The organism is Plantibacter sp. M259 (assembly GCF_006065115.1).
Lineage (GTDB): Bacteria > Actinomycetota > Actinomycetes > Actinomycetales > Microbacteriaceae > Plantibacter > Plantibacter auratus.
The window spans coordinates 91645-113977 of record NZ_CP040750.1; the positions used below are offsets into that span (position 1 = coordinate 91645).

The following is a 22333-nucleotide window of genomic DNA, read 5'->3' on the forward strand; positions in this document are numbered from 1 at the left end:
TTGGACGGACGCAGCAGATCAGCGCTGGCGCTTCTCGCGGACGCGCATGTTGACGTTGATCGGCGTGCCCTCGAAGCCCCAGATCTCGCGCAGGCGACGGATCACGTAGCGACGGTAACCGGGGTCGAGGAACCCGGTCGTGAAGAGCACGAAGGTCGGCGGGCGGCTCGCGGCCTGCGTGCCGAACAGGATGCGGGGCTGCTTGCCACCACGCAGCGGGTGCGGGTGCGCCGCCGTGAGCTCAGCGAGGAAGGCGTTGAACTTGCCGGTGGGGATACGCATGTCCCACGACTCGAGTGCGACCTCGAGCGCGGGGACGAGACGCTCCAGGTGGCGGCCCGTCCGCGCGGAGATGTTGACGCGCGGCGCCCACGACACGTGCGAGAGGTCCTGTTCGATCTCGCGCTCGAGGTACTTCCGGCGTTCGTCGTCGAGCTGGTCCCACTTGTTGAAGGCGAGCACGAGTGCGCGACCGCTCTCGAGGACGAGGTCGATGATGCGCACGTCCTGCTCGCTGATCACCTCGGTGACGTCGATGAGGACGACGGCCACCTCGGCCTTCTCGAGCGCCGTGCTCGTGCGGAGCGACGCGTAGAAGTCGGCACCCTGCGACAGGTGCACGCGACGACGGATACCCGCGGTGTCGACGAAGCGCCAGATCTTGCCGCCGAGCTCGATCTGCTCGTCGACCGGGTCGCGGGTGGTCCCGGCGAGGTCGTTGACGACGACCCGCTCCTCGCCTGCGGTCTTGTTGAGCAGGCTGGACTTGCCGACGTTCGGGCGCCCGAGGATCGCGACGCGGCGGGGGCCGCCGAACTCGTCCTTCGCGACGGCCGAGACCTGCGGGAGGACCTTGAGGATCTTGTCGAGGAGGTCGGCGACACCACGGCCGTGGATCGCGGAGACCGGGTGGGGCTCGCCGAGGCCGAGGTTCCAGAGCGCTGCGGCCTCCGGCTCCTGACGGGCGTCGTCGACCTTGTTGGCGACGAGGAAGACGGGGCGTCCGGTCTTGCGGAGGAGCTTGACGACCTGCTCGTCGGTCGCCGTGGCGCCGACCATGGCGTCGACCACGAAGATCACGACGTCGGAGAGGTCGATGGCGATCTCGGCCTGGGCCGCGACGGACGCGTCGATCCCCTTGGCGTCGGGCTCCCACCCACCGGTGTCGACGACCGTGAAGCGACGGTCGTTCCACTCGGCCTTGTAGTTCACGCGGTCGCGGGTGACACCGGGGGTGTCCTCCACGACGGCTTCACGACGGCCGAGGATGCGGTTCACCAGGGCGGACTTGCCCACGTTCGGTCGACCGACGATCGCCACGACGGGCAGCGCCGGCAGGAAGCGGATCTCGTCCGGGTCCTCGGTCGCGCCGTCGAGGATGTCGAGGTCGTCGCCCTCGAGGTCGTAGTCGGCCAGGCCGGAGCGGAGGGACGCGGCCCGCTGGGTCGCGAGCTCCTCGTCCATGTCCTGGAGGCGGTCCGCGAGGTCGTCGGGGCCTCCGTCGAACTGCTCGTCATCGTGAGCCATGGGAGTTCCTTGCTGTGAGGGATTCGGTGACGCGGACGACCGCGTCGACCGTCTCGTCGAAGTCGATGTGCGTGGAGTCGACCGTGGTCACTCCGTCCGCCGCGTTCATGAAGTCGACGACCCTGGAGTCCGCCCGATCACGCCGTTGCAGTTGTTCCGCGACGTCGCCGGCAGGGTGGCTCTCGAATTCCGCTGAACGCCTGGCCATTCTAGCCGCTTCGGATGCCGTGAGCAGGATCCGAGCCTGAGCATCCGGTGCGACCACCGTGGTGATGTCGCGTCCCTCGACGACGATGCCCGGGCGGTCGACGTCGGCGATGAGCGATCGGAAGGTCTCGTTGATCCACGCACGCACCTCCGGGACACGGGCGACGGCGGACACGACGGCCGTCACGCGAGGGCCCCTGATCTCGTCGGTGACGTCGCGATCCCCGAGCGAGAACGCGGTCACGTCCGGGTCGAGGGAGACGGTGAAGGCGCCACCGAACGCGTCGAGCGAGCCGATCACCGCCGCCGAGTCCTCGGGGTCGACGTCCGCATCGAGCGTGTGCAGCGCGAGCGCGCGGTACCAGGCGCCCGTGTCGAGGTAGCGGTAGCCGAGCCGGCGGGCGACGGCCTTGCTCACGCTGGACTTGCCGCTGCCGGCCGGTCCGTCGATCGCGACCACGACGGGTGCGTCCGGCGTCGTCGACGCGTCGGTGCTGATGGGGTGTTGTTCGGTCATGTCTCTTCCTATACCTCCGCGATGCGCCAGCCGCGCGACTCGAGGTCGTCGACGGTGCGCTGCTTCACCTCGGGGAGGACCTGGACCTCCGCGAGACCGATGTTCGCGCCGGGCGAGTGCTCCAGACGCAGGTCTTCGATGTTGACGCCGATCTCACCCAGCTCCGTGAACAGGGCGCCCAGCTGGCCGGGGCGGTCGTCGAGGAGGACGACGATGCTCGCGAACCGGCGGTTCTGGCCGTGCTTGCCGGGGAGCCGTGCGACACCCGTGTTGCCGGCGGCGATCGTGTCCGCGATGGTGCGGCGAGCGCCCGGCACCTCCGGATCCCGGAGCGCCGAGATGACCGAAGTGAGGTCGGTGGACAGCTGTTCCAGCACGGGGAGGACCTCGGCGTGGTTGGCGCTGAGGATCTGGACCCAGAGCTCCGGTGCACTCGAGGCGATGCGGACGGTGTCGCGCAGGCCCTGTCCGGCGAGCTGGATGGCGCCCTCCTCGGCGTCCTGCAGCTGGGCGGCCAGGAGGCTCGCGACGAGTTGCGGCGTGTGCGAGACGAGCGCGACGAAGCGGTCGTGTTCGTCCGGCGTCATCTCCATCGGGATGGTGCCGAGGTCGAGCGCGAGGCCCTCCACCTGCGACAGCGCCCAGGCGGGCGTCTCGGCGTCGCGGCAGATCACCCAGGGGCGGCCGAGGAAGAGGTCGGCCCTGGCGGAGATCGCTCCCCCGCGCTCACGGCCGGCGAGCGGGTGGGAACCGATGTACCGGGTGAGGTCGACACCGCGCTCGAGCAGTGCGCGGTACGGCTCGAGCTTCACGCTCGCGACGTCGGTCACGACGGCGCGTGGGAACGCGGCGAGTTCGGCCTCGATGACGCGGGCGGTGACGTCCGGTGGGACGCAGATGACGACGACGGACGGGTCGTCGGTGGGTTCCGCTGCACGACCCGCGCCGTAGTCGATGGCGAGTCGCAACTGGCTGGGCGACGCGTCGTCAAGGATGATGTCGACGCCCTTGGCACGCAGTGCGAGTCCGATGCTCGCGCCGAGGAGGCCGGCTCCGACGATGCGGACCGACCCCTGCACGCGCGCGGGCGCGGAGCTCAGATCGCTCATGCCGTCGGCTCCGACGCCTCCGCTGCCGTGCCGTCGGCCGCGCGGGCTTCAGGACCGTGAGCGCGGGCGATGGTCAGGATGGCGCCGAGCTCGTCCTTGCTCAGCTCGCGCAGCTGGCCGGATCCGAGGGTCCCGAGGTGCAGGGGGCCGAACTGACGGCGCACGAGGTCGACGACCGGGTGGCCGACGGCGTCGAGCATGCGACGGACGATGCGGTTCCGACCGGAGTGCAGCGTGAGCTCCACGAGACTGAACCCGTCCTCGGTGCCGAGCAGGCGGGCCTTGTCGGCGGAGATCGGTCCGTCCTCGAGCTCAATGCCCGCGGTCAGCTTCGCGAGGACCTGCGCGGTGACCTTGCCGGTGACCTTCGCGATGTACGTCTTCTGCACACCGAACGACGGGTGCGCGAGCACGTGCGCGAGGTCGCCGTCGTTGGTGAGGATGAGCAGACCGCTCGTCTCGGCGTCGAGGCGGCCCACGTTGAAGAGCCGTTCCTCGTACTGCTCGGTGAAGCGGCGCAGGTCGGGGCGACCGCGGTCGTCCTTCAGCGAGCTGTAGATGCCCACCGGCTTGTTGAGCATGAGGTAGCGCTTCGAGGCGTCGAGCTGGATGGCGCTGCCGTCGACGGACACGAGGTCGTGCTCCGGGTCGATCCGCGAGCCGAGCTCGGTGACGACGACGCCGTTCACCTCCACACGGCCGTCCTCGATGAGTTGCTCAGACACACGCCTCGAGGCGACGCCGGCGTTCGCCAGCACCTTCTGCAAGCGGATGCCCTCTGATTCAGTGCTGGTCACTGTCGAATCCTTCCCGGCCATCGTCGAGCAACGGCGAGATCCGCGGCAGCTCCTCGATGGCGTTGATACCAAGTTGGGTGAGCAGGAGATCGGTGGTGCCGTAGTTGATGGCACCCGTCTCACTGTCGGTGAACATCTCCGTGATGAGTCCGCGCCCGAGGAGGGTGCGGACGACGGAGTCGACGTTGACGGCGCGGATCGAGGCGATCGCGCCGCGGCTGATCGGCTGCTTGTAGGCGATCACGGCCAGGGTCTCGAGCGCCGCCTGCGACAGCTTCGTCGGGTTCTGGGTCACGACGTAGTCGGTGACGAGCGCGTCGTAGTCGGCTCGGACGTAGATCCGCCAGCCGCCGCCGACCTCGCGGAGTTCGAACCCGCGTCGGACGCCACCGCGTTCGCCGTCGTAGTCGGCGACGAGTTCGGCGATGGCCCGTCGGACGGCCCCGACCGGGACGTGCACGGCGGCGGCGAGGTTCACGAGGCTCTGCGGTTCGTCGGCGACCATGAGGATCGCCTCGAGCGCCCGTGGGACGTCCGGTGCGGGCACCGGCGCGGGTTCGGCCCGCAGGCCTTGGGCGGCGTCCGTCGGCCGCTCGATCGACTCGGGTGTCGCGTCAGGCATCGTAATCGGCTCCCAGGTTGGCGAGGCTGTCGTCGTTCCAGGTCTCGGCGGTCCAGCGGAGCGTGAGCTCGCCGAGCGGTTCGATCTGCTCGAAGGACAGCGCGGCGTGTCGGTACAGTTCGAGCACGGCGATGAAGCGCGCGATGACCACGCCCTTCAGCTCCGCACCAGCCACGAGCTCGCGGAAGGTGTGTGACCCGCCGCGGCGCAGGATGGCGACGACGTGCGCCGCCTGCTCCCGGATGCTCACGAGCGGTGCGTGCAGGTGGTCGAGGCCCACGGTCGGCACCTCGCGCGGCGTGAAGGCGAGGGTCGCGAGTGCGCCGAAGTCCTGCGCGGTCAGCGTCCAGACGAGTTCCGGGGTCTGCTGACGGTACTGCTCCTCCAGCCGGACCGCCCGGAAGTGGCGCGCCGCCTCCAGGTCGAGGCGCTCCGCGAACCACGCCGACGCCTGCTTGAACGCGCGGTACTGCAGCAGGCGGGCGAACAGCAGGTCCCGCGCCTCCAGCAGGGCGACGTCCTCCGCGTCGACGAGCTCACCCTGCGGCAACAGCCCCGCGATCTTGAGGTCGAGCAGGGTGGCCGCGACGACGAGGAACTCGCTCGCCTGGTCGAGTTCGTCGTCGGCCTCGAGCGTGCGCAGATAGGCGATGAACTCGTCGGTCACGCGGCTGAGCGAGACCTCGGTGATGTCGAGTTCGTGCTTGCCGATGAGGGTCAGCAGCAGGTCGAAAGGCCCTTCGAAGCCCTCGAACGACACCCGGAACGACGGTGCCGGTGCGGGGTCGACGGTCGTCGCCTCATCGGAGCGCGAGCCGGTGTCGCCGGCCGGAGGGAGGACGGCCACGGGCGTCCGCGCGGGATCAGGCGATCGCGCCACGGGAGATGAGCTCTCTCGCGAGCTGACGGTAGGCCTTCGCGGCGGCGTGCTCCGGTGCGAACTCGGTGATCGGGGTTCCGGCGACGCTCGCGTCGGGGAACTTCACGGTCCGTCCGATGACCGTCTCGAGGACCTTCTCGCCGAACGCGTCGACGACGCGCTCGAGGACCTCACGCGAGTGCAGGGTCCGGGAGTCGTACATGGTGGCGAGGATGCCGTCGAGCTCGATCGCCGGGTTGAGGCGGTCGCGCACCTTGTCGATGGTCTCGATGAGCAGCGCGACACCGCGGAGCGCGAAGAACTCGCACTCGAGCGGGATGAGGACCCCGTGGCTGGCGGTGAGGGCGTTGACCGTGAGCAGGCCGAGCGAGGGCTGGCAGTCGATCAGGATGACGTCGTAGTCGTCGGACACCTTGCGGAGCACCCGGGCCAGGATCGTCTCGCGCGCGACCTCGTTGACGAGGTGGACCTCGGCGGCCGAGAGGTCGATGTTGGCCGGGAGCACGTCGAGACCCTCGATGGCGGTGTGCTGGATGACCTCGGCCGGGTCCTTCACGGTGCCGAGCAGCAGGTCGTACACGGTGTTGGAGTCGTGGGTGGAGATGCCGAGACCGGCGGACAGCGCACCCTGAGGGTCGAAGTCGACGACGAGCACCCGGCGGCCGTATTCGGCCAGCGCGGCGGACAGACTGATGGTGGTCGTCGTCTTGCCGACGCCACCCTTCTGGTTGCAGAGCGAGATGATGCGTGCCGGACCGTGCTGCGCCAGTGTGGGCGGCACCGCGAACTCACGACGCGGGCGGCCGGTCGGGCCGTTCGGGTTCAGTTCGGCGGCGGTCTTGCGCGCAGAATCCTGCACTGCGCTCGTGTGCTTCGTACCGGCCACCGGTGTTGCCTCGCTCCCGCTTGCTGTCGTTCGAGTGACGAGTCTACCGGGCCACGGGTCAGGCCTGCGGTGCCGCTCCGCCCGTGGTCCATCTGGCCCGGGGATGGGACTGCGTGTACACGTCACGGAGGTTGTCGACCGTCACCAGCGTGTACAGCTGCGTCGTCGCCACCGAGGAGTGACCGAGGAGTTCCTGCACGACGCGGACGTCGGCTCCGCCCTGCAGCAGGTGCGTCGCGAAGGAGTGTCGGAGGGTGTGCGGCGAGACGTGCGATTCGAGTCCTGCGCGCTCGGCGGCGCGCTGGAGGACGAGCCACGCGCTCTGGCGGGACAGCCGCGCACCGCGCTGCCCGAGGAAGAGCGCCGGCGTGGACCGGCCGAGGCCGGAGAAGACCGGCCGGACGCGAACGAGGTAGCGGTCGACTGCGTCACGGGCGAAGCTGCCGAGCGGCACGATCCGCTGCTTGCCGCCCTTGCCGAGGAGCCGGACGATGTCGGTGTCGATGACGTCGTCGACGTTCAGCCCGACGGCCTCGGAGACGCGGGCACCCGTCGCGTAGAGCAGTTCGAGGAGCGCCTTGTCGCGGACGGCGAGCAGGTCGTCGCCGTCGGTCGTCTCGAGCAGCGCGCGGACCTGGTCGATCGTGATCGCCTTCGGGAGCCGCCCCGGGAGCTTCGGCGGCCGCACCTCACGCGCGACGTCGACCTCGACGAGCTGTTCGTCGAGCAGGAACCGGTGGAGGCCGCGGATCGACGACAGCACCCTGGCGAGCGAGGACGCGCGCACCGGCTGACCCTCCGGTGTCCGGAGCGACGCCGTGTACTCCGACACGTGCGCGGCGGTGACGGCCGGTGCCTCGACGACGCCGTGCGCCCCGAGCCAGGCGAGGTAGCCCTCGAGATCCCGTCGGTAGGCGGCCTGCGTGTTGGCCGACAGGCCGCGCTCGATCGCGATGTGCCGCAGGTAATCGGCGACCGCGCGATCGAGCGCCACGCCTCAGGCTCCGCCCGGCCCGATCGTGGAGTCGCCGCTGTCGCGCAGCGTCGACCACCCGCGATCGCGAGCTGCGGCGGCCGTGAGGACACCGAGCATCAGGATCGAGTTGTGGAGCCGACCGTCGAGCACCGCGGCCACGGCGTCGTCGAGGGGCACCCACTCCACGAGGATGTCCGCCTCCTCCTCAGCACGGGCGAAGGCCTCGGCGGTCGCGGTGAGGTCACGCGCGAGATAGATGCGGATCGACTCGTTGCTGCCACCGGGCGTCGTGTAGAACTCCGTCAGCAGCTGGAGCGAACCGGCGACGAGGTCGGCCTCCTCCTCCAGCTCGCGACCCGCGGCCACGGCCGGGTCCTCCCCCGCGATGTCGAGCAGGCCGGCCGGCAGCTCCCAGTCGCGCTCACCGATCGGGTGGCGGTACTGCTGGATGAGCAGGACGCGCTCGTCGGCGTCGAGCGCCAACACCGCGACCGCACCGGTGTGGTCGACGAACTCGCGCACGACCTCGCCGTCGCCGTAGCGGAACGTCTCCCGTCGGATGTCCCACACCTTGCCCGCGAACGGGCGCTCGGAGGACACCACCTCGACGGGGTGCGACTCGTCGCGCAACGACGCGGCGTCGCCGATCGACTCAACCATTGGCGACGTCGAACAGGCGGCTCGCCTGCTGGCGCTCGAGGGAAGCACCGACGAGGCCGGCGAACAGCGGGTGCGCGTGGTTCGGGCGCGAGCGCAGCTCGGGGTGCGCCTGCGTCGCGACGTAGAACGGGTGCACCTCGCGCGGCAGCTCGACGTACTCGACGAGCGTGCCGTCGGGCGACAGGCCGGAGAACTGGAGGCCGGCGTCCGCGATCTGCTGGCGGTAGCCGTTGTTCACCTCGTAGCGGTGACGGTGACGCTCGGACACCTCGTCCGCACCGTACAGCTCGGCGACGATCGAGCCCTCGTCGAGCTTCGCCGCGTACAGACCGAGGCGCATCGTGCCACCGAGGTCGCCGCCGGCGATGATCTCGACCTGCTCGGCCATCGTCGCGATGACGGGGAACTGCGTGTCGGGGTCGAACTCGGAGGAGCTGGCGCCCTCGAGCCCGACGACGTTCCTGGCGTACTCGATGACCATGCACTGCAGGCCGAGGCACAGTCCGAGCACCGGGATGCCGTTCTCGCGGGCGAACTTCAGGGCGCCGAGCTTGCCCTCGATGCCGCGGATGCCGAAGCCGCCGGGGACGCAGATGCCGTCGACGTCGGCGAGCGCCTTGATCGCTCCCTCGACGGTCTCGCAGTCGTCGGACGGGATCCAACGGATGCTGACCTTGGTGTCCTGGGCGAAGCCGCCGGCCTTCAGCGCCTCGGTCACCGACAGGTAGGCGTCGGGCAGGTCGATGTACTTGCCGACGAGGCCGATGGTGACGGCGTGCTTCGGGTGGTGGACGGCCTCGAGGAGGTCGGCCCAGCCGCTCCAGTCGACCTCGTTGGTGACGAGACCCAGGCGGTCGGCGATGTAGGCGTCGAGACCCTGGTCGTTCAGCATGGTGGGGATGTCGTAGATGCTCGGGACATCGACCGCGTTCACGACCGCGTCCTCGTCGACATCGCACATGAGCGCGATCTTGCGCTTGTTGCTCTCGGTCACCGGGCGGTCGCTGCGGAGCACGAGGGCGTCGGGCTGGATGCCGATGGACCGGAGGGCCGCGACCGAGTGCTGCGTCGGCTTCGTCTTCTGCTCACCGGAGGCACCCATGTACGGCACGAGGGACACGTGGACGAAGAACACGTTGTTCCGGCCGAGCTCGTGGCGGATCTGGCGAGCCGACTCGATGAACGGCTGCGATTCGATGTCGCCGACCGTGCCACCGATCTCGGTGATGATCACGTCGGGCTGGGGCGTCTCGGACGCCTGCAGGCGCATGCGGCGCTTGATCTCGTCCGTGATGTGCGGGATCACCTGCACGGTGTCGCCGAGGTACTCGCCGCGACGCTCCTTGGCGATGACGGTCGAGTAGATCTGACCGGTCGTCACGTTGGCGGCCTGGCTCAGCTCGATGTCGAGGAACCGCTCGTAGTGGCCGATGTCGAGGTCGGTCTCGGCGCCGTCGTCGGTCACGAAGACCTCGCCGTGCTGGAACGGGTTCATCGTGCCCGGGTCGACGTTGAGGTAGGGGTCGAGCTTCTGCATGACCACCCGGAGCCCGCGCGCCGTCAGCAGGTTGCCGAGGCTGGCTGCGGTGAGCCCCTTGCCCAACGAAGAAACGACACCACCAGTCACGAAGATGTGCTTGGTCGTGCCGTTGGAGCCCGAGACGATGCCGTCGATCGGAGAGTTCAGGTTGCCCGCTTCAGAAGTATTCACCACGGGCTTTTATCCTACCATCCAGTTCGGGTTCATGTGTCACTTCCTTGGCGTTCTCGTCGTCACGAGGCTGCGAGGGCGAGCAGTTCGCGGGCGTGGGCGAGGCCGCTGTCGGACTCCGCGAGCCCGGAGAGCAGCCGCGCCATCTCCGCCTCACGCTCGGCGCCGACGAGCTGGCGCACGCTCGAGGCCGTCACCGAACCGTCGCCGCCCTTGACCACGCTCAGGTGGTTGTTGGCGAAGGCCGCGACCTGCGCGAGGTGGGTGACGACGATCACCTGCGAGCGCTCGGCGAGGGCCGCGAGGCGACGGCCGATCTCGATCGCCGCGGCTCCGCCGACGCCGGCGTCGACCTCGTCGAACACGAAGGTGGGCACGGGGTCCGCGCCGGCGATGACGACCTCGAGGGCGAGCATCACGCGGGACAGCTCTCCGCCCGAGGCGCCCTTGCCGAGTGGTCGGGGCTCGGCACCGGCGTGCGGCCGGAGGAGGAAGGCGATCACGTCCTTGCCGTGCAGGGTGAGGTCGTCGCGATCGGACACCTCGACGACGAGCTCCGCCTCGGCCATGGCGAGCGAACGCAGTTCCGCGCTCGCGGCTGCGCCGAGTCGAGCGGCGGCTTCGACGCGGACGGCGCTCAACGTCGCAGCCGCGGCGTCGACCTCCCCGGAGAGTCGTTCGACGTCTCCCTCGAGCTGGGTGATTCGGTCGGAGTCGCCGTCGAGTTCCATCAGGCGGGTGCTGCCCGTCTCGAGCAGGTGCAGGACGTCCTCAGGGGTCGGCCCGTACTTCCTGGCGAGCGTCGCGAGGGTCGCGCGGCGCTCCTGGACGACCTCGAGTTCGCGAGCGCCGTCCTCGTCGAGTCCGGCGAGGTAGCTCGAGAGCTCGGCGGCGATCTCCGCGGCCAGGTAGCTCGCGTTGGCGACACTCGCGGCGATCGCGCCGAGGGCGGGATCGTGCACCGAGGCCCGGTCGAGCTGCCGCCGCGCGCCTTCGAGCAGTCCGACGACGTCGCTCTCCTCGCCAGCCTCGGCTGAGACGAGTTCTCGGGCGCCGGCCGCCGAGAGACGGAGCTCTTCGAGGTTGGTCAGTCGATCGGCGCGCTCGGCCAGCTCGGCGTCCTCGCCGGGCTGCGGGTCGGCCTGCTCGATCTCGGCCAGCGCGACGCGCAGCTGCTCGGCCTCAAGGAGTCGCGTGTCGCGCTCGTTCGTCAGGGTCTCGAGTTCCGTCCGCAGCTCCAGGAGCTCCGTGTAGCGCCGCTGGTAGTCACCGAGGGCCAGTTGGAGCGGTTCACCGGCGAAGCGGTCCAGAGCGTCCCGCTGGGCCGGCGCGGCCCGCAGCCGGATCTGATCGGACTGCCCGTGCACGACGACGAGCTGCTCGCCGAGTTCGGAGAGGATCCCGATGGGCGCCGTCCGGCCACCGACGATCGCGCGGCCGCGGCCCTCCGCGGTCACGATCCGACCGAGCAGCAGCTCTGCCGCATCACCCGCGGGATCGAGGTCTCCCCCGGCCTCGCGGACGCGCTCGGCGACCGCGCCGTCGCCCGGCACCAGCCAGCGTCCCTGGACGCTCGTCTGCTTCTGGCCCGCTCGCACGACGCCGCTGTCCGACCGTTGACCGAGGAGCAGCCCGAGGGCGGTGACCACCATCGTCTTGCCTGCGCCGGTCTCGCCCGTCACGGCGGTGAAGCCGGGACCGAGCGGGAGCGTTCCGGACGCGATCACGCCGAGGTCGCGGATCTCGATCTCCTCGATCATGCGGTGCCCTCCTGATCGCTGTGGTGTCGGGTGGCCGTGGAGGCCGGGAGGCGGATCGTGCCGGTCATCGGCTCCTCGCGTCCGACGGGGCCACGCCAACCGGTGACCGGCAGCCGGAACTTGTTGACGAGACGATCGGTGAAGGTGCTCTCGTGGAGGCGCGCGAGGCGGACCGGCACCGAGGAGCGTCTGACGACCACTCGGGCGCCCGGCTGGAGGTCCTTGGCCCGGCGGCCGTCGCACCAGAGCACGCCGAGACCGTCGGTGCGTTCCAGCACCTCGACGGCGAGGGACGACTCCGGGCCGACCACGAGCGGCTTCGCGAACAGGGCGTGCGCGCTGAGCGGGACGAGGGTGATGGCCTCGACCGACGGCCACACGACCGGGCCGCCCGCCGAGAAGTTGTAGGCGGTGGAGCCGGTCGGCGTCGAGATGACCACTCCGTCACACCCGAAGGAGGAGAGCGGACGCTGATCCACCTCGATCACGACCTCGAGCATGCGTTCCCGGCTCGCCTTCTCGACCGTGGCCTCGTTGAGCGCCCACGTCTCGTAGACGACCTCCGCGCCGACCTTGACCCGGACGGAGAGCGTCATGCGCTCCTCCACGAAGTAGTCACGACGCACGACGCGTTCGACCGTCTCGGCGAGGTCGTCGCGCTCGCTCTCGGCGAGGAAGCCGATGTGACCGAGGTTCACCCCGAGCAGCGGCGCCGCCGATCCTCGTGTGACCTCGGCGGCTCGCAGGATCGTGCCGTCGCCGCCGAGGACGATCGCCAGTTCGATGTCGCCGAGCGAGACCTCCTCGTCGAGGATGGAGACGACGTCGAGCTCCGGGTCGACGGCGATGAGGTCGGCCCGCTCCAGCGCGCTGAGGACCGGGCGGACGCCCGCCTCCAGAAGCAGCCTGGACACGAGCACGGCGGCATCGCGCGAGTCGTCGCGGCCGGTGTGCGCGACGACCAGGATGTTCCTCGCCGCGACCGCAGGATCGGTGGAATGTGCCATCGGGTTACGCTCCAGCCATCGAGGTGATCTGCTGCATCCATTCTGTCGGATTGGTTCCGTGCTCCGCCGATATCCACACCACGTACTCGCGGTTGCCGTGGGTGCCGACGATCGGCGACGGGATGAGCCCGGCCGTCCCGAGCCCGAGGTCCCAGGCCGCCCACAGGACGCCTGCGACGGCGTCGGCACGGAGCGCGGGATCGGTGACGACGCCCTCACGGACGCCACCACGACCGACCTCGAACTGCGGTTTGACGAGTAGGACGAGTTCCGCCGGTGACGCGACGACCGACACGACTGCCGGGAGCACCTGCGTGAGGGAGATGAACGAGAGGTCGCCGACCACGAGCGACGGACGCTCGTCCAGACCGGTGAGGTCGCTGAGCTGCTCCGGCGTCAGGAAGCGGACGTTGCACCCCTCCACAACCTGCACCCGCTCGTCTTCTCGGAGCTGCGGCACGAGCTGGTCGTGCCCGACGTCGAGGGCGATCACCCGACGCGCTCCACGCTCGAGCAGGACCTGGGTGAATCCGCCGGTGGAGGCGCCGGCGTCGAGGACGAGTGCGTCGTCGACCACGACCGGGAAGGCGTCCAGGGCGGCGAGCAACTTGTGGGCGGCGCGACTCACGTAGTGGTCGGCGCCGGCGACGACGACCCGGGCATCCGGGTGGACCCGGTGGGAGGCCTTCACGATCGTGCGGTCGTCGACGCTCACGAGCCCGTCGGCGATGAGCTGGGCCGCATGGGTCCTGGAGCGGGCGAGTCCTCGCGCGGCGAGGGCGGCGTCGAGGCGGGCGGGCTGCGCGGCGCCGTCCGGCGAATCGGCTGCAGCCGGCGGTTCGGGTGTGTTCTCCATGCGCTACGCCGAGGTCTTCGGCGAGTCGCTCCCCTCGAGCGTCGCCCGCAGTTCGTCGACGAGCTGGCTGTATGCGGCGGCCCGCTCCTCGAGCGGCTGCTCGTCGATGAGGTTGACGCGGGACACGAGGCCGTCGGTCGGGTGCTCCGGTTCGTTCGTCACAGGGCAACCCTACCGGCCGCCACCGTCCCCGCCCCCGGGAACCGCTGAGGGCGAACACCCGTGGTCAACCGCGCCTCCCGAGGGGTGGGCATCACTCCGCGTACAGGTGCTCCGGGACGTTGAGCCCGTAGATGGCACGGCCGGACGCCCAGATCGCGGCGCACGCGGCGCGCAACAGGTCGATCCGGGACGGGCCGTCCGACTCCACCACGACGTCGTTCCCACGGATCCGTACCGTGGCCGCACCGACCGTCGCCGCCTTGCCGTCGCGCGACATGGTGGTGGCCGGATACGGCTCGTGCAGCTGCCGCAGATCCTCGAGGATGAAGGTCGGCCGGGAGTGCTGGTCGGCCGCGAGGACGTGCTTGGCCCGATCGATGCCGGTCAGGACGAGGGCTGACGCAATTCCGGCGCGGTTCGCGCCGAGGATGTCGGTGTCGAGTCGGTCGCCGATGAAGAGCGGCTTCGATGCGCCGAAACGCACCTTCGCCTCGTCGAAGATCGGCACCTCCGGCTTCCCGGCGACCGTCGCCAGACGGCCGACCGCCGTGTGGACGGCCGACACCAGCGTGCCGTTTCCCGGAGCGATCCCGCGAGCCTGCGGGATGGTCCAGTCCGTGTTGGTCGCGACCCACGGCAGCTCGGATCCGTCGGCGGTCGGCGTTTGCAGCGCGAACGCCGCTTCGGCCAGCTGCGACCAGCCGACCTCGGGAGCGAAGCCCTGGATCACCGCAGCCGGCGAGTCCTCAGCCGAGCGGGTGACGACGAAGCCACCCTTCTCGACCTCGTCGACGAGCCCGGCGCCTCCGACCACCAGGATCGTGGACCCGGCGGGCACCAGGCCCGCCAGCAGCCGGACTGCGGCCTGTGGGCTCGTGACGACCTCTGCCGGCGCGACACTGAGACCGAGGTCGGTCAGGTGCTGCGCGACGGAGGCGTCCGTCCGGGAGGCGTTGTTCGTGATGTATCCGACGCGAACGTGCTCTGCCGCCAGATTCAGCGACTCCACCGCGTGCGGGATCGGGTTCGGGCCGGCGTAGACCACGCCGTCAAGATCGGCGAGAACCACGTCGACGCCGTCGAGCGGGGTCACGGGCTTAGGCCTTCTCGTCAGCAGCGGACTCACCGGACGGCTCCTCCCCGGGCTGATCGTCGGATTCAGGGGCATCAGCCGTTGGCGACTCGGATTCGTCGTCGAACTCGAGGAACTCCTCCACGACCACCATCGTCTCGCCCTCGTCGTCCGCAGCGGACTGCTCGAGCGCCTCGGAGGCGATCATCGCCCGGTCGTGCCAGACGGCCGCCTCCTCCTCACGACCGAGGACCTCGAGGGTCTCGGCGTACGCGTTGAACAGCGCCGGGCTGTAGGAGAACGCACGCTTCGGGTCGAGCTGTGGGATCTGGAGCTCGAGCAGTGCGTCCTCGGTCTGCCCGAGGTCGAGCCGGGCACCCGACATCGCGATCGCGAGGGCGACGCGGACCGGCACGTCGAGGGTCGAGCGATCGACGGACCGTCCGAGTTCCAAGGCACGCTCCGGTCGGCCGACGCCGCGTTCACTGTCCACCATGAGCGGCAGCTGGTCGTCCTTGCCGGAGATACGGCGATAGGTCCGCAGCTCGCGAAGCGCGAGGGCGTAGTCGCCGGTCTCGTACGCGGTGATGGCGAGGGTCTCGCGGACCATCGCGATCCGGCCGGCGCGACGGGCAGCGGACATCGCGTGGAGGTGGGCCAACGCAGGATCGCTGTCGATCAGTCGCGCCGCCATCGCCAGGTGCTGGGCGACGCCGTCGGCGTTCTCCTTACTCAGGGTCTTCAGCTCGTTCCGCGCACCCTTGTCGAGGTCCTGCGGCGTGACGTCGTCAGGGATCTCCGGATCGTCGTGACGCGGCCGGATCGACTTGAGTTCGAACGCGATACGCTCTTCCTCGGTCAGCTCACGCTCGCGTCGGAACGCGTCGCGGTCCCCGCGGGCCGGAGCGCCATCGCGCGTCCACAGCTCGCGTCCACCGCTGTCGCGCCCGCGGTCGGGACGGCCACCACGCTCAGAGGAGTGTCCACGGTCGGTACGGTTCCCGCGGTCCGGACGATCGCCGGACGACGGACGGTCACCACTGCGCGCGGGACGGTCCGACCGCTGCGGACGATCCCCCGACAACGGCCGGTCCTGCTGCCAGGCGGGACGGTCCGACCGTTGCGGACGGTCGCCGGACGCTGGACGATCCTTCTGCCAGGCCGGGCGGTCCGAACGCTGCGGTCGATCACCGGACGACGGACGGTCACCACTGCGCGCGGGACGGTCCGAGCGCTGCGGGCGGTCCCCGGACGCCGGGCGATCGTTCTGCCAAGCCGGACGATCCGAACGCTGCGGACGGTCCGCTGATGACGGACGGTCACCGCTCCGTGCTGGACGGTCGGACCGCTGCGGACGATCCGTGCGCGGACGATCGCTCCTGGGCGCATCGGACCGCTGCGGGCGGTCGGTGCCACGAGCGCGATCATCGCGCCGTGCAGCACCACCGTTCCCACGGTTGTCACCGGAAGATCTCGGAGGACGTCGCTCACCCTTGTCGGGCTGGTCTGCTGACTGGTCACTCACGATGATCTCCACGGTGCTCGGACGCCGTCACCCGGCGTCAACCTACTGTTGAATTCTTGTCCCACGGTACCCGTGAAACGACGACTTCACGCACGATGCGTGTTAACGCAAAATGGCCACCCAAGAACCTTGGGTGGCCATCTCAACGAAGAAGTCCGGCGGTGTCCTACTCTCCCACAGGGTCCCCCTGCAGTACCATCGGCGCAAAGAGTCTTAGCTTCCGGGTTCGGAATGTGACCGGGCGTTTCCCTCTCGCTATGGCCGCCGAAACACTATTGATGTATCAAAGTGAACAAGCAAACCAACACGCTGTGCGAACACAGTGGTGTTGTTTCCGGGTTCTCGACCGTACATCGAGAACCACTCAGTGGACGCGTAGCATCTTCGTATTCAAACAAAGAAAGTGTTATCAAATTATCGGCTTATTAGTACCGGTCAGCTCCGAGAGTCTTTCGTCCTCTCTTCCACATCCGGCCTATCAACCCAGTAGTCTGGCTGGGAGCCTCTCGCCCGAAGGCATGGAAATCTCATCTTAAGGCCGGCTTCCCGCTTAGATGCTTTCAGCGGTTATCCATCCCGAACGTAGCTAATCAGCGGTGCTCCTGGCGGAACAACTGACACACCAGAGGTTCGTCCAACCCGGTCCTCTCGTACTAGGGTCAGATCCTTTCAAATTTCCTGCGCGCGCAGCGGATAGGGACCGAACTGTCTCACGACGTTCTAAACCCAGCTCGCGTACCGCTTTAATGGGCGAACAGCCCAACCCTTGGGACCTACTCCAGCCCCAGGATGCGACGAGCCGACATCGAGGTGCCAAACCATGCCGTCGATATGGACTCTTGGGCAAGATCAGCCTGTTATCCCCGAGGTACCTTTTATCCGTTGAGCGACAGCGCTTCCACAAGCCACTGCCGGATCACTAGTCCCGACTTTCGTCCCTGCTCGACTTGTCAGTCTCACAGTCAAGCTCCCTTGTGCACTTACACTCGACACCTGATTGCCAACCAGGTTGAGGGAACCTTTGGGCGCCTCCGTTACTTTTTGGGAGGCAACCGCCCCAGTTAAACTACCCACCAGGCACTGTCCCTGAACCGGATTACGGTTCGAAGTTAGATATCCAGAGTGACCAGAGTGGTATTTCAACAATGACTCCACCTGAACTAGCGTCCAAGCTTCAAAGTCTCCCACCTATCCTACACAAGCCACACCGAACACCAATACCAAGCTGTAGTAAAGGTCACGGGGTCTTTCCGTCCTGCTGCGCGTAACGAGCATCTTTACTCGTAATGCAATTTCGCCGAGTTCGCGGTTGAGACAGCTGGGAAGTCGTTACGCCATTCGTGCAGGTCGGAACTTACCCGACAAGGAATTTCGCTACCTTAGGATGGTTATAGTTACCACCGCCGTTTACTGGGGCTTAAATTCTCAGCTTCGCCTTGCGGCTAACCGTTCCTCTTAACCTTCCAGCACCGGGCAGGCGTCAGTCCGTATACATCGTCTTGCGACTTGGCACGGACCTGTGTTTTTAGTAAACAGTCGCTTCCCACTGGTCTCTGCGGCCTTCAAACGCTTTCGGAGCAAGTCCTAATACGCCTCAGGCCCCCCTTCTCCCGAAGTTACGGGGGCATTTTGCCGAGTTCCTTAACCACGATTCTCTCGATCTCCTTAGTATTCTCTACCTGACCACCTGAGTCGGTTTGGGGTACGGGCCACTAGAACCTCGCGTCGATGCTTTTCTTGGCAGCATAGGATCACCTACTATCCCTTACGGGTCCGTATCGTGTCTCAGCCTTCACGAGAGACGGATTTGCCTATCTCTCAGCCTACGCACTTACACCGGGACAACCATCGCCCGGCATAGGCTACCTTCCTGCGTCACACCTGTTAATACGCTAAACGCACCAGCATGGGGTCGAGCGTTAGACCGGACCCATCATCCCCGAAGGGAATCAGTCGTCCGGGTTAGGACTCTTAGCACCACTGGATTATCTTGGGCGGTTCTTCGCGGGTACGGGAATATCAACCCGTTGTCCATCGACTACGCCTGTCGGCCTCGCCTTAGGTCCCGACTTACCCAGGGAAGATTAGCTTGACCCTGGAACCCTTGGTCTTTCGGAGGACATGTTTCTCACATGTCTTTCGCTACTCATGCCTGCATTCTCACTCGTGTAGCGTCCACGGCTGGTTTACACCGCCGCTTCACTCGCCACACGACGCTCTCCTACCCATCAATACGGCTGGACCACGAAGGCCTACCAAAAATATCAATGCCACAACTTCGGTGGCGTGCTTGAGCCCCGTTACATTGTCGGCGCGGAATCACTTGACCAGTGAGCTATTACGCACTCTTTCAAGGGTGGCTGCTTCTAAGCCAACCTCCTGGTTGTCTGTGCAACTCCACATCCTTTCCCACTTAGCACGCGCTTTGGGACCTTAGTTGGTGGTCTGGGTTGTTTCCCTCTCGACGATGAAGCTTATCCCCCACCGTCTCACTGCTGCGCTCTCACTTACCGGCATTCGGAGTTTGGCTGACGTCAGTAAGCTTTTGGGCCCCATCGGCCATCCAGTAGCTCTACCTCCGGCAAGAAACACGCAACGCTGCACCTAAATGCATTTCGGAGAGAACCAGCTATCACGAAGTTTGATTGGCCTTTCACCCCTATCCACAGCTCATCCCCTCAGTTTTCAACCTAAGTGGGTTCGGTCCTCCACGACGTCTTACCGTCGCTTCAACCTGGCCATGGATAGATCACTTCGCTTCGGGTCTAGGACATGCGACTGAATCGCCCTATTCAGACTCGCTTTCGCTACGGCTACCCCACACGGGTTAACCTCGCCACATATCGCTAACTCGCAGGCTCATTCTTCAAAAGGCACGCTGTCACACCAACAAGGGTGCTCCAACGGTTTGTAAGCAAACGGTTTCAGGTACTATTTCACTCCCCTCCCGGGTACTTTTCACCTTTCCCTCACGGTACTTGTCCGCTATCGGTCATCTGGGAGTATTTAGGCTTATCAGGTGGTCCTGACAGATTCACACGGGATTTCTCGGGCCCCGTGCTACTTGGGATACTCCTCGCACGATTGCAGCATTTCGACTACCGGGCTGGCACCGTCTCTGGCTGGGCTTTCAATCCCATTCGTCTATACCACGTTCTAATGCTCCCCGAATATCAGTTCGGAGTGAGAAGTCCCACAACCCCGGACATGCAACGCCTGATAGCTATCACACATGCCCGGTTTAGCCTCTTCCGATTTCGCTCGCCACTACTGACGGAATCACTGTTGTTTTCTCTTCCTGGGGGTACTGAGATGTTTCACTTCCCCCCGTTCCCTCTACCCGCCCTATATATTCAGGCGGGAGTCACCAGATCACCACAAGGGGCCTGGCGGGGTTTCCCCATTCGGAAATCCTCGGATCACAGCTCGTTTATCAGCTCCCCGAGGCTTATCGCAGATTACTACGTCCTTCTTCGGCTCCAGATGCCAAGGCATCCACCGTTTGCTCTTAGAAATTTGAAATCACATGAGTTTGAATCGATCGGCATCAGTTACCTGATGCAGATTGACCAATGATCAACATCACTTCCGAAGAAGCATGTTTTGATCTTTGTGATCCACAACCCCAAAGGGTCATGAATCTAAGATGCTCGCGTCCACTGTGTAGTTCTCAAAGTACGGGCGGTACCTCTCTCCTTGACCATTGATGTCAAGCAAAAGAGGCCCTGAGGTTCGTCCTTCCTCCACCGAAGCGGAGAAGATCCGGTCCCTCAGGACCCAACAGCGTGCATATGCAAACCCTCGAGCCGGCCACCGTTCCAATCCCCCGAAGAAGACGTACTTGCTGGCAGACTCTCACGTCTGCATCAATGTCAATGTTCCACCCATGAGCGCCACCCGAGAACATTCGTCTCAGTGTGACTTGGCAACGTAAACCTCGCTGTATACAGACGAGCGTTGCACATGCTCCTTAGAAAGGAGGTGATCCAGCCGCACCTTCCGGTACGGCTACCTTGTTACGACTTAGTCCTAATTACCGATCCCACCTTAGACAGCTCCATCCTTGCGGTTAGGCCACTGGCTTCGGGTGTTACCGACTTTCATGACTTGACGGGCGGTGTGTACAAGGCCCGGGAACGTATTCACCGCAGCGTTGCTGATCTGCGATTACTAGCGACTCCGACTTCATGAGGTCGAGTTGCAGACCTCAATCCGAACTGGGACCAGCTTTTTGGGATTCGCTCCACCTTACGGTATTGCAGCCCTTTGTACTGGCCATTGTAGCATGCGTGAAGCCCAAGACATAAGGGGCATGATGATTTGACGTCGTCCCCACCTTCCTCCGAGTTGACCCCGGCAGTATCCCATGAGTTCCCACCATTACGTGCTGGCAACATAGAACGAGGGTTGCGCTCGTTGCGGGACTTAACCCAACATCTCACGACACGAGCTGACGACAACCATGCACCACCTGTTTACGAGTGTCCAAAGAGTTGACCATTTCTGGCCCGTTCTCGTATATGTCAAGCCTTGGTAAGGTTCTTCGCGTTGCATCGAATTAATCCGCATGCTCCGCCGCTTGTGCGGGCCCCCGTCAATTCCTTTGAGTTTTAGCCTTGCGGCCGTACTCCCCAGGCGGGGCGCTTAATGCGTTAGCTACGACACGGAAACCGTGGAATGGTCCCCACATCTAGCGCCCAACGTTTACGGGGTGGACTACCAGGGTATCTAAGCCTGTTTGCTCCCCACCCTTTCGCTCCTCAGCGTCAGTAGCGGCCCAGAGATCTGCCTTCGCCATCGGTGTTCCTCCTGATATCTGCGCATTCCACCGCTACACCAGGAATTCCAATCTCCCCTACCGCACTCTAGTCTGCCCGTACCCACTGCAGACCCGAGGTTGAGCCTCGGGATTTCACAGCAGACGCGACAAACCGCCTACGAGCTCTTTACGCCCAATAATTCCGGACAACGCTTGCACCCTACGTATTACCGCGGCTGCTGGCACGTAGTTAGCCGGTGCTTTTTCTGCAGGTACCGTCACTTTCGCTTCTTCCCTGCTAAAAGAGGTTTACAACCCGAAGGCCGTCGTCCCTCACGCGGCGTTGCTGCATCAGGCTTTCGCCCATTGTGCAATATTCCCCACTGCTGCCTCCCGTAGGAGTCTGGGCCGTGTCTCAGTCCCAGTGTGGCCGGTCACCCTCTCAGGCCGGCTACCCGTCGTCGCCTTGGTGAGCCATTACCTCACCAACAAGCTGATAGGCCGCGAGTCCATCCTTGACCAAAATTCTTTCCAGCAACTCACCATGCGGTGGAAGCTCGTATCCGGTATTAGACGTCGTTTCCAACGCTTATCCCAGAGTCAAGGGCAGGTTACTCACGTGTTACTCACCCGTTCGCCACTAATCCACCCAGCAAGCTGGGCTTCATCGTTCGACTTGCATGTGTTAAGCACGCCGCCAGCGTTCGTCCTGAGCCAGGATCAAACTCTCCGTAAATGTTGAATTGCACGACCACCGAAGCAGCCGGCACATTTCGCGCACCATGCCACCGGAATAGGTGAACACGATGCAAGTTTGAAACTGACAGAACAAATCATTACTGACTTGCTTTGTTTTGTTTAAATGTTTTCCAAAGGAATCTCTTACAACATCAACCAACCGAAAAGGAAGGCATCAATTGCACGAGGTTTTTGGCATTTGACATTGTGCACGCTGTTGAGTTCTCAAGGATCGGATGCTCCTGCCTTTGGCCATCACGACCGCCCTGCAGGGCAACTTCTCTAACTTACCACTTCATCGGTTCTTGTCAAGTCGAACCAGGAGCTGATCTGAGTGGACCGGAGTCCGTCTGATCCTCACCGCTTCGATGACCCGAGAGCTGGGAAGTTCCAACCTAGTCTTGAAGTGAGACGATCTCAAGTGTGAATTTGACTCACGTGGAGATGCTCGGCTTTTGGCTGGGTATCAGTCCCACTTGAGGCCGGGAAGCTCTTCCGCTTCCCGCACCTTTGGGGTGACGAGTGATTACTTTACGCAGACCGCCAGGGGCTGGCAAATCAT

16 protein-coding genes and 3 rRNA genes are annotated in these 22333 nt (G+C 65.7%); all 19 read right to left on the bottom strand.

Features of this window, described 5'->3' with window-relative positions; translation table 11 throughout:
* Window positions 1–18: 18 nt before the first annotated feature.
* Window positions 19–1527 carry a ribosome biogenesis GTPase Der gene (gene der, locus FGL15_RS00435; RefSeq protein ID WP_085514417.1) on the bottom strand — a complete coding sequence of 503 codons (1509 nt, stop codon included), beginning with the start codon at window positions 1525–1527 and terminating at the stop codon, window positions 19–21.
* Entirely contained in the window at window positions 1514–2251 is a 738-nt protein-coding gene (gene cmk, locus FGL15_RS00440; RefSeq protein ID WP_138944565.1) for a (d)CMP kinase, read from the bottom strand. The genes der and cmk overlap by 14 nt, the downstream gene beginning before the upstream one ends.
* Before the next feature lie 8 nt (window positions 2252–2259).
* Window positions 2260–3360, bottom strand: a complete 1101-nt coding sequence (locus FGL15_RS00445; protein WP_138944566.1) for a prephenate dehydrogenase — start codon at window positions 3358–3360, stop codon at window positions 2260–2262.
* Window positions 3357–4178, bottom strand: coding sequence for a pseudouridine synthase (locus tag FGL15_RS00450; RefSeq protein WP_086475416.1), 822 nt, complete (start codon window positions 4176–4178; stop codon window positions 3357–3359). The genes FGL15_RS00445 and FGL15_RS00450 overlap by 4 nt, the downstream gene beginning before the upstream one ends.
* Complete coding sequence (scpB, locus tag FGL15_RS00455) at window positions 4144–4779, bottom strand: SMC-Scp complex subunit ScpB (protein ID WP_138944567.1); 636 nt, start codon at window positions 4777–4779, stop codon at window positions 4144–4146. The genes FGL15_RS00450 and scpB overlap by 35 nt, the downstream gene beginning before the upstream one ends.
* Window positions 4772–5539: a ScpA family protein gene (locus FGL15_RS00460; protein ID WP_064295504.1), complete on the bottom strand. Its 768-nt coding sequence runs from the start codon at window positions 5537–5539 to the stop codon at window positions 4772–4774. Before FGL15_RS00460 ends, scpB begins: the two co-directional genes overlap by 8 nt.
* Window positions 5540–5642: 103 nt before the next feature.
* Window positions 5643–6518, bottom strand: coding sequence for a ParA family protein (locus FGL15_RS00465; RefSeq protein ID WP_071260744.1), 876 nt, complete (start codon window positions 6516–6518; stop codon window positions 5643–5645).
* Window positions 6519–6603: 85 nt separating this feature from the next.
* A complete protein-coding gene (gene xerD, locus FGL15_RS00470; protein ID WP_086475418.1) occupies window positions 6604–7539 on the bottom strand; it encodes a site-specific tyrosine recombinase XerD in 936 nt (311 codons plus the stop codon).
* 3 nt (window positions 7540–7542) lie between these two features.
* Window positions 7543–8181 (bottom strand): NUDIX hydrolase, encoded by a 639-nt coding sequence (locus FGL15_RS00475; RefSeq protein ID WP_138944568.1) that lies wholly within the window; start codon window positions 8179–8181, stop codon window positions 7543–7545.
* Window positions 8174–9868 carry a CTP synthase gene (locus FGL15_RS00480; RefSeq protein ID WP_305037127.1) on the bottom strand — a complete coding sequence of 565 codons (1695 nt, stop codon included), beginning with the start codon at window positions 9866–9868 and terminating at the stop codon, window positions 8174–8176. The genes FGL15_RS00475 and FGL15_RS00480 overlap by 8 nt, the downstream gene beginning before the upstream one ends.
* 86 nt (window positions 9869–9954) lie before the next feature.
* Window positions 9955–11652: a DNA repair protein RecN gene (gene recN / locus FGL15_RS00485; RefSeq protein ID WP_138944569.1), complete on the bottom strand. Its 1698-nt coding sequence runs from the start codon at window positions 11650–11652 to the stop codon at window positions 9955–9957.
* On the bottom strand, window positions 11649–12659 hold the full coding sequence (locus FGL15_RS00490) for an NAD kinase (protein WP_138944570.1): 1011 nt from the start codon (window positions 12657–12659) through the stop codon (window positions 11649–11651). Before FGL15_RS00490 ends, recN begins: the two co-directional genes overlap by 4 nt.
* A 4-nt stretch (window positions 12660–12663) precedes the next feature.
* A complete protein-coding gene (locus FGL15_RS00495; RefSeq protein WP_138944571.1) occupies window positions 12664–13515 on the bottom strand; it encodes a TlyA family RNA methyltransferase in 852 nt (283 codons plus the stop codon).
* Window positions 13516–13518: 3 nt separating this feature from the next.
* On the bottom strand, window positions 13519–13677 hold the full coding sequence (locus FGL15_RS20140; RefSeq protein WP_168223262.1) for a hypothetical protein: 159 nt from the start codon (window positions 13675–13677) through the stop codon (window positions 13519–13521).
* A gap of 91 nt (window positions 13678–13768) precedes the next feature.
* Window positions 13769–14845, bottom strand: coding sequence for an HAD-IIA family hydrolase (locus FGL15_RS00500; RefSeq protein ID WP_079002654.1), 1077 nt, complete (start codon window positions 14843–14845; stop codon window positions 13769–13771).
* On the bottom strand, window positions 14775–15833 hold the full coding sequence (locus FGL15_RS00505) for a hypothetical protein (protein WP_240773683.1): 1059 nt from the start codon (window positions 15831–15833) through the stop codon (window positions 14775–14777). Before FGL15_RS00505 ends, FGL15_RS00500 begins: the two co-directional genes overlap by 71 nt.
* Before the next feature lie 594 nt (window positions 15834–16427).
* Window positions 16428–16543 (bottom strand): 5S ribosomal RNA (rrf, locus tag FGL15_RS00510).
* A 136-nt stretch (window positions 16544–16679) separates the two neighbouring features.
* Window positions 16680–19796, bottom strand: a 23S ribosomal RNA gene (locus FGL15_RS00515).
* A 452-nt stretch (window positions 19797–20248) separates the two neighbouring features.
* Window positions 20249–21769: ribosomal RNA gene (locus tag FGL15_RS00520) — 16S ribosomal RNA — on the bottom strand.
* Together the 16S, 23S and 5S rRNA genes form the textbook arrangement of a ribosomal RNA operon.
* Window positions 21770–22333 lie beyond the last annotated feature (564 nt).

Excerpts from the sequence above, each read along its gene's own strand:
- der (WP_085514417.1), bottom strand. The coding sequence starts at position 1,527 with ATGGCTCACGATGACGAGCAGTTCGACGGAGGCCCCGACGACCTCGCG.
- cmk (WP_138944565.1), bottom strand. The coding sequence starts at position 2,251 with ATGACCGAACAACACCCCATCAGCACCGACGCGTCGACGACGCCGGAC.
- FGL15_RS00445 (WP_138944566.1), bottom strand. The coding sequence starts at position 3,360 with ATGAGCGATCTGAGCTCCGCGCCCGCGCGCGTGCAGGGGTCGGTCCGC.
- FGL15_RS00450 (WP_086475416.1), bottom strand. The coding sequence starts at position 4,178 with ATGGCCGGGAAGGATTCGACAGTGACCAGCACTGAATCAGAGGGCATC.
- scpB (WP_138944567.1), bottom strand. The coding sequence starts at position 4,779 with ATGCCTGACGCGACACCCGAGTCGATCGAGCGGCCGACGGACGCCGCC.
- FGL15_RS00475 (WP_138944568.1), bottom strand. The coding sequence starts at position 8,181 with ATGGTTGAGTCGATCGGCGACGCCGCGTCGTTGCGCGACGAGTCGCAC.
- recN (WP_138944569.1), bottom strand. The coding sequence starts at position 11,652 with ATGATCGAGGAGATCGAGATCCGCGACCTCGGCGTGATCGCGTCCGGA.
- FGL15_RS00490 (WP_138944570.1), bottom strand. The coding sequence starts at position 12,659 with ATGGCACATTCCACCGATCCTGCGGTCGCGGCGAGGAACATCCTGGTC.
- FGL15_RS00495 (WP_138944571.1), bottom strand. The coding sequence starts at position 13,515 with ATGGAGAACACACCCGAACCGCCGGCTGCAGCCGATTCGCCGGACGGC.
- FGL15_RS00500 (WP_079002654.1), bottom strand. The coding sequence starts at position 14,845 with ATGCCCCTGAATCCGACGATCAGCCCGGGGAGGAGCCGTCCGGTGAGT.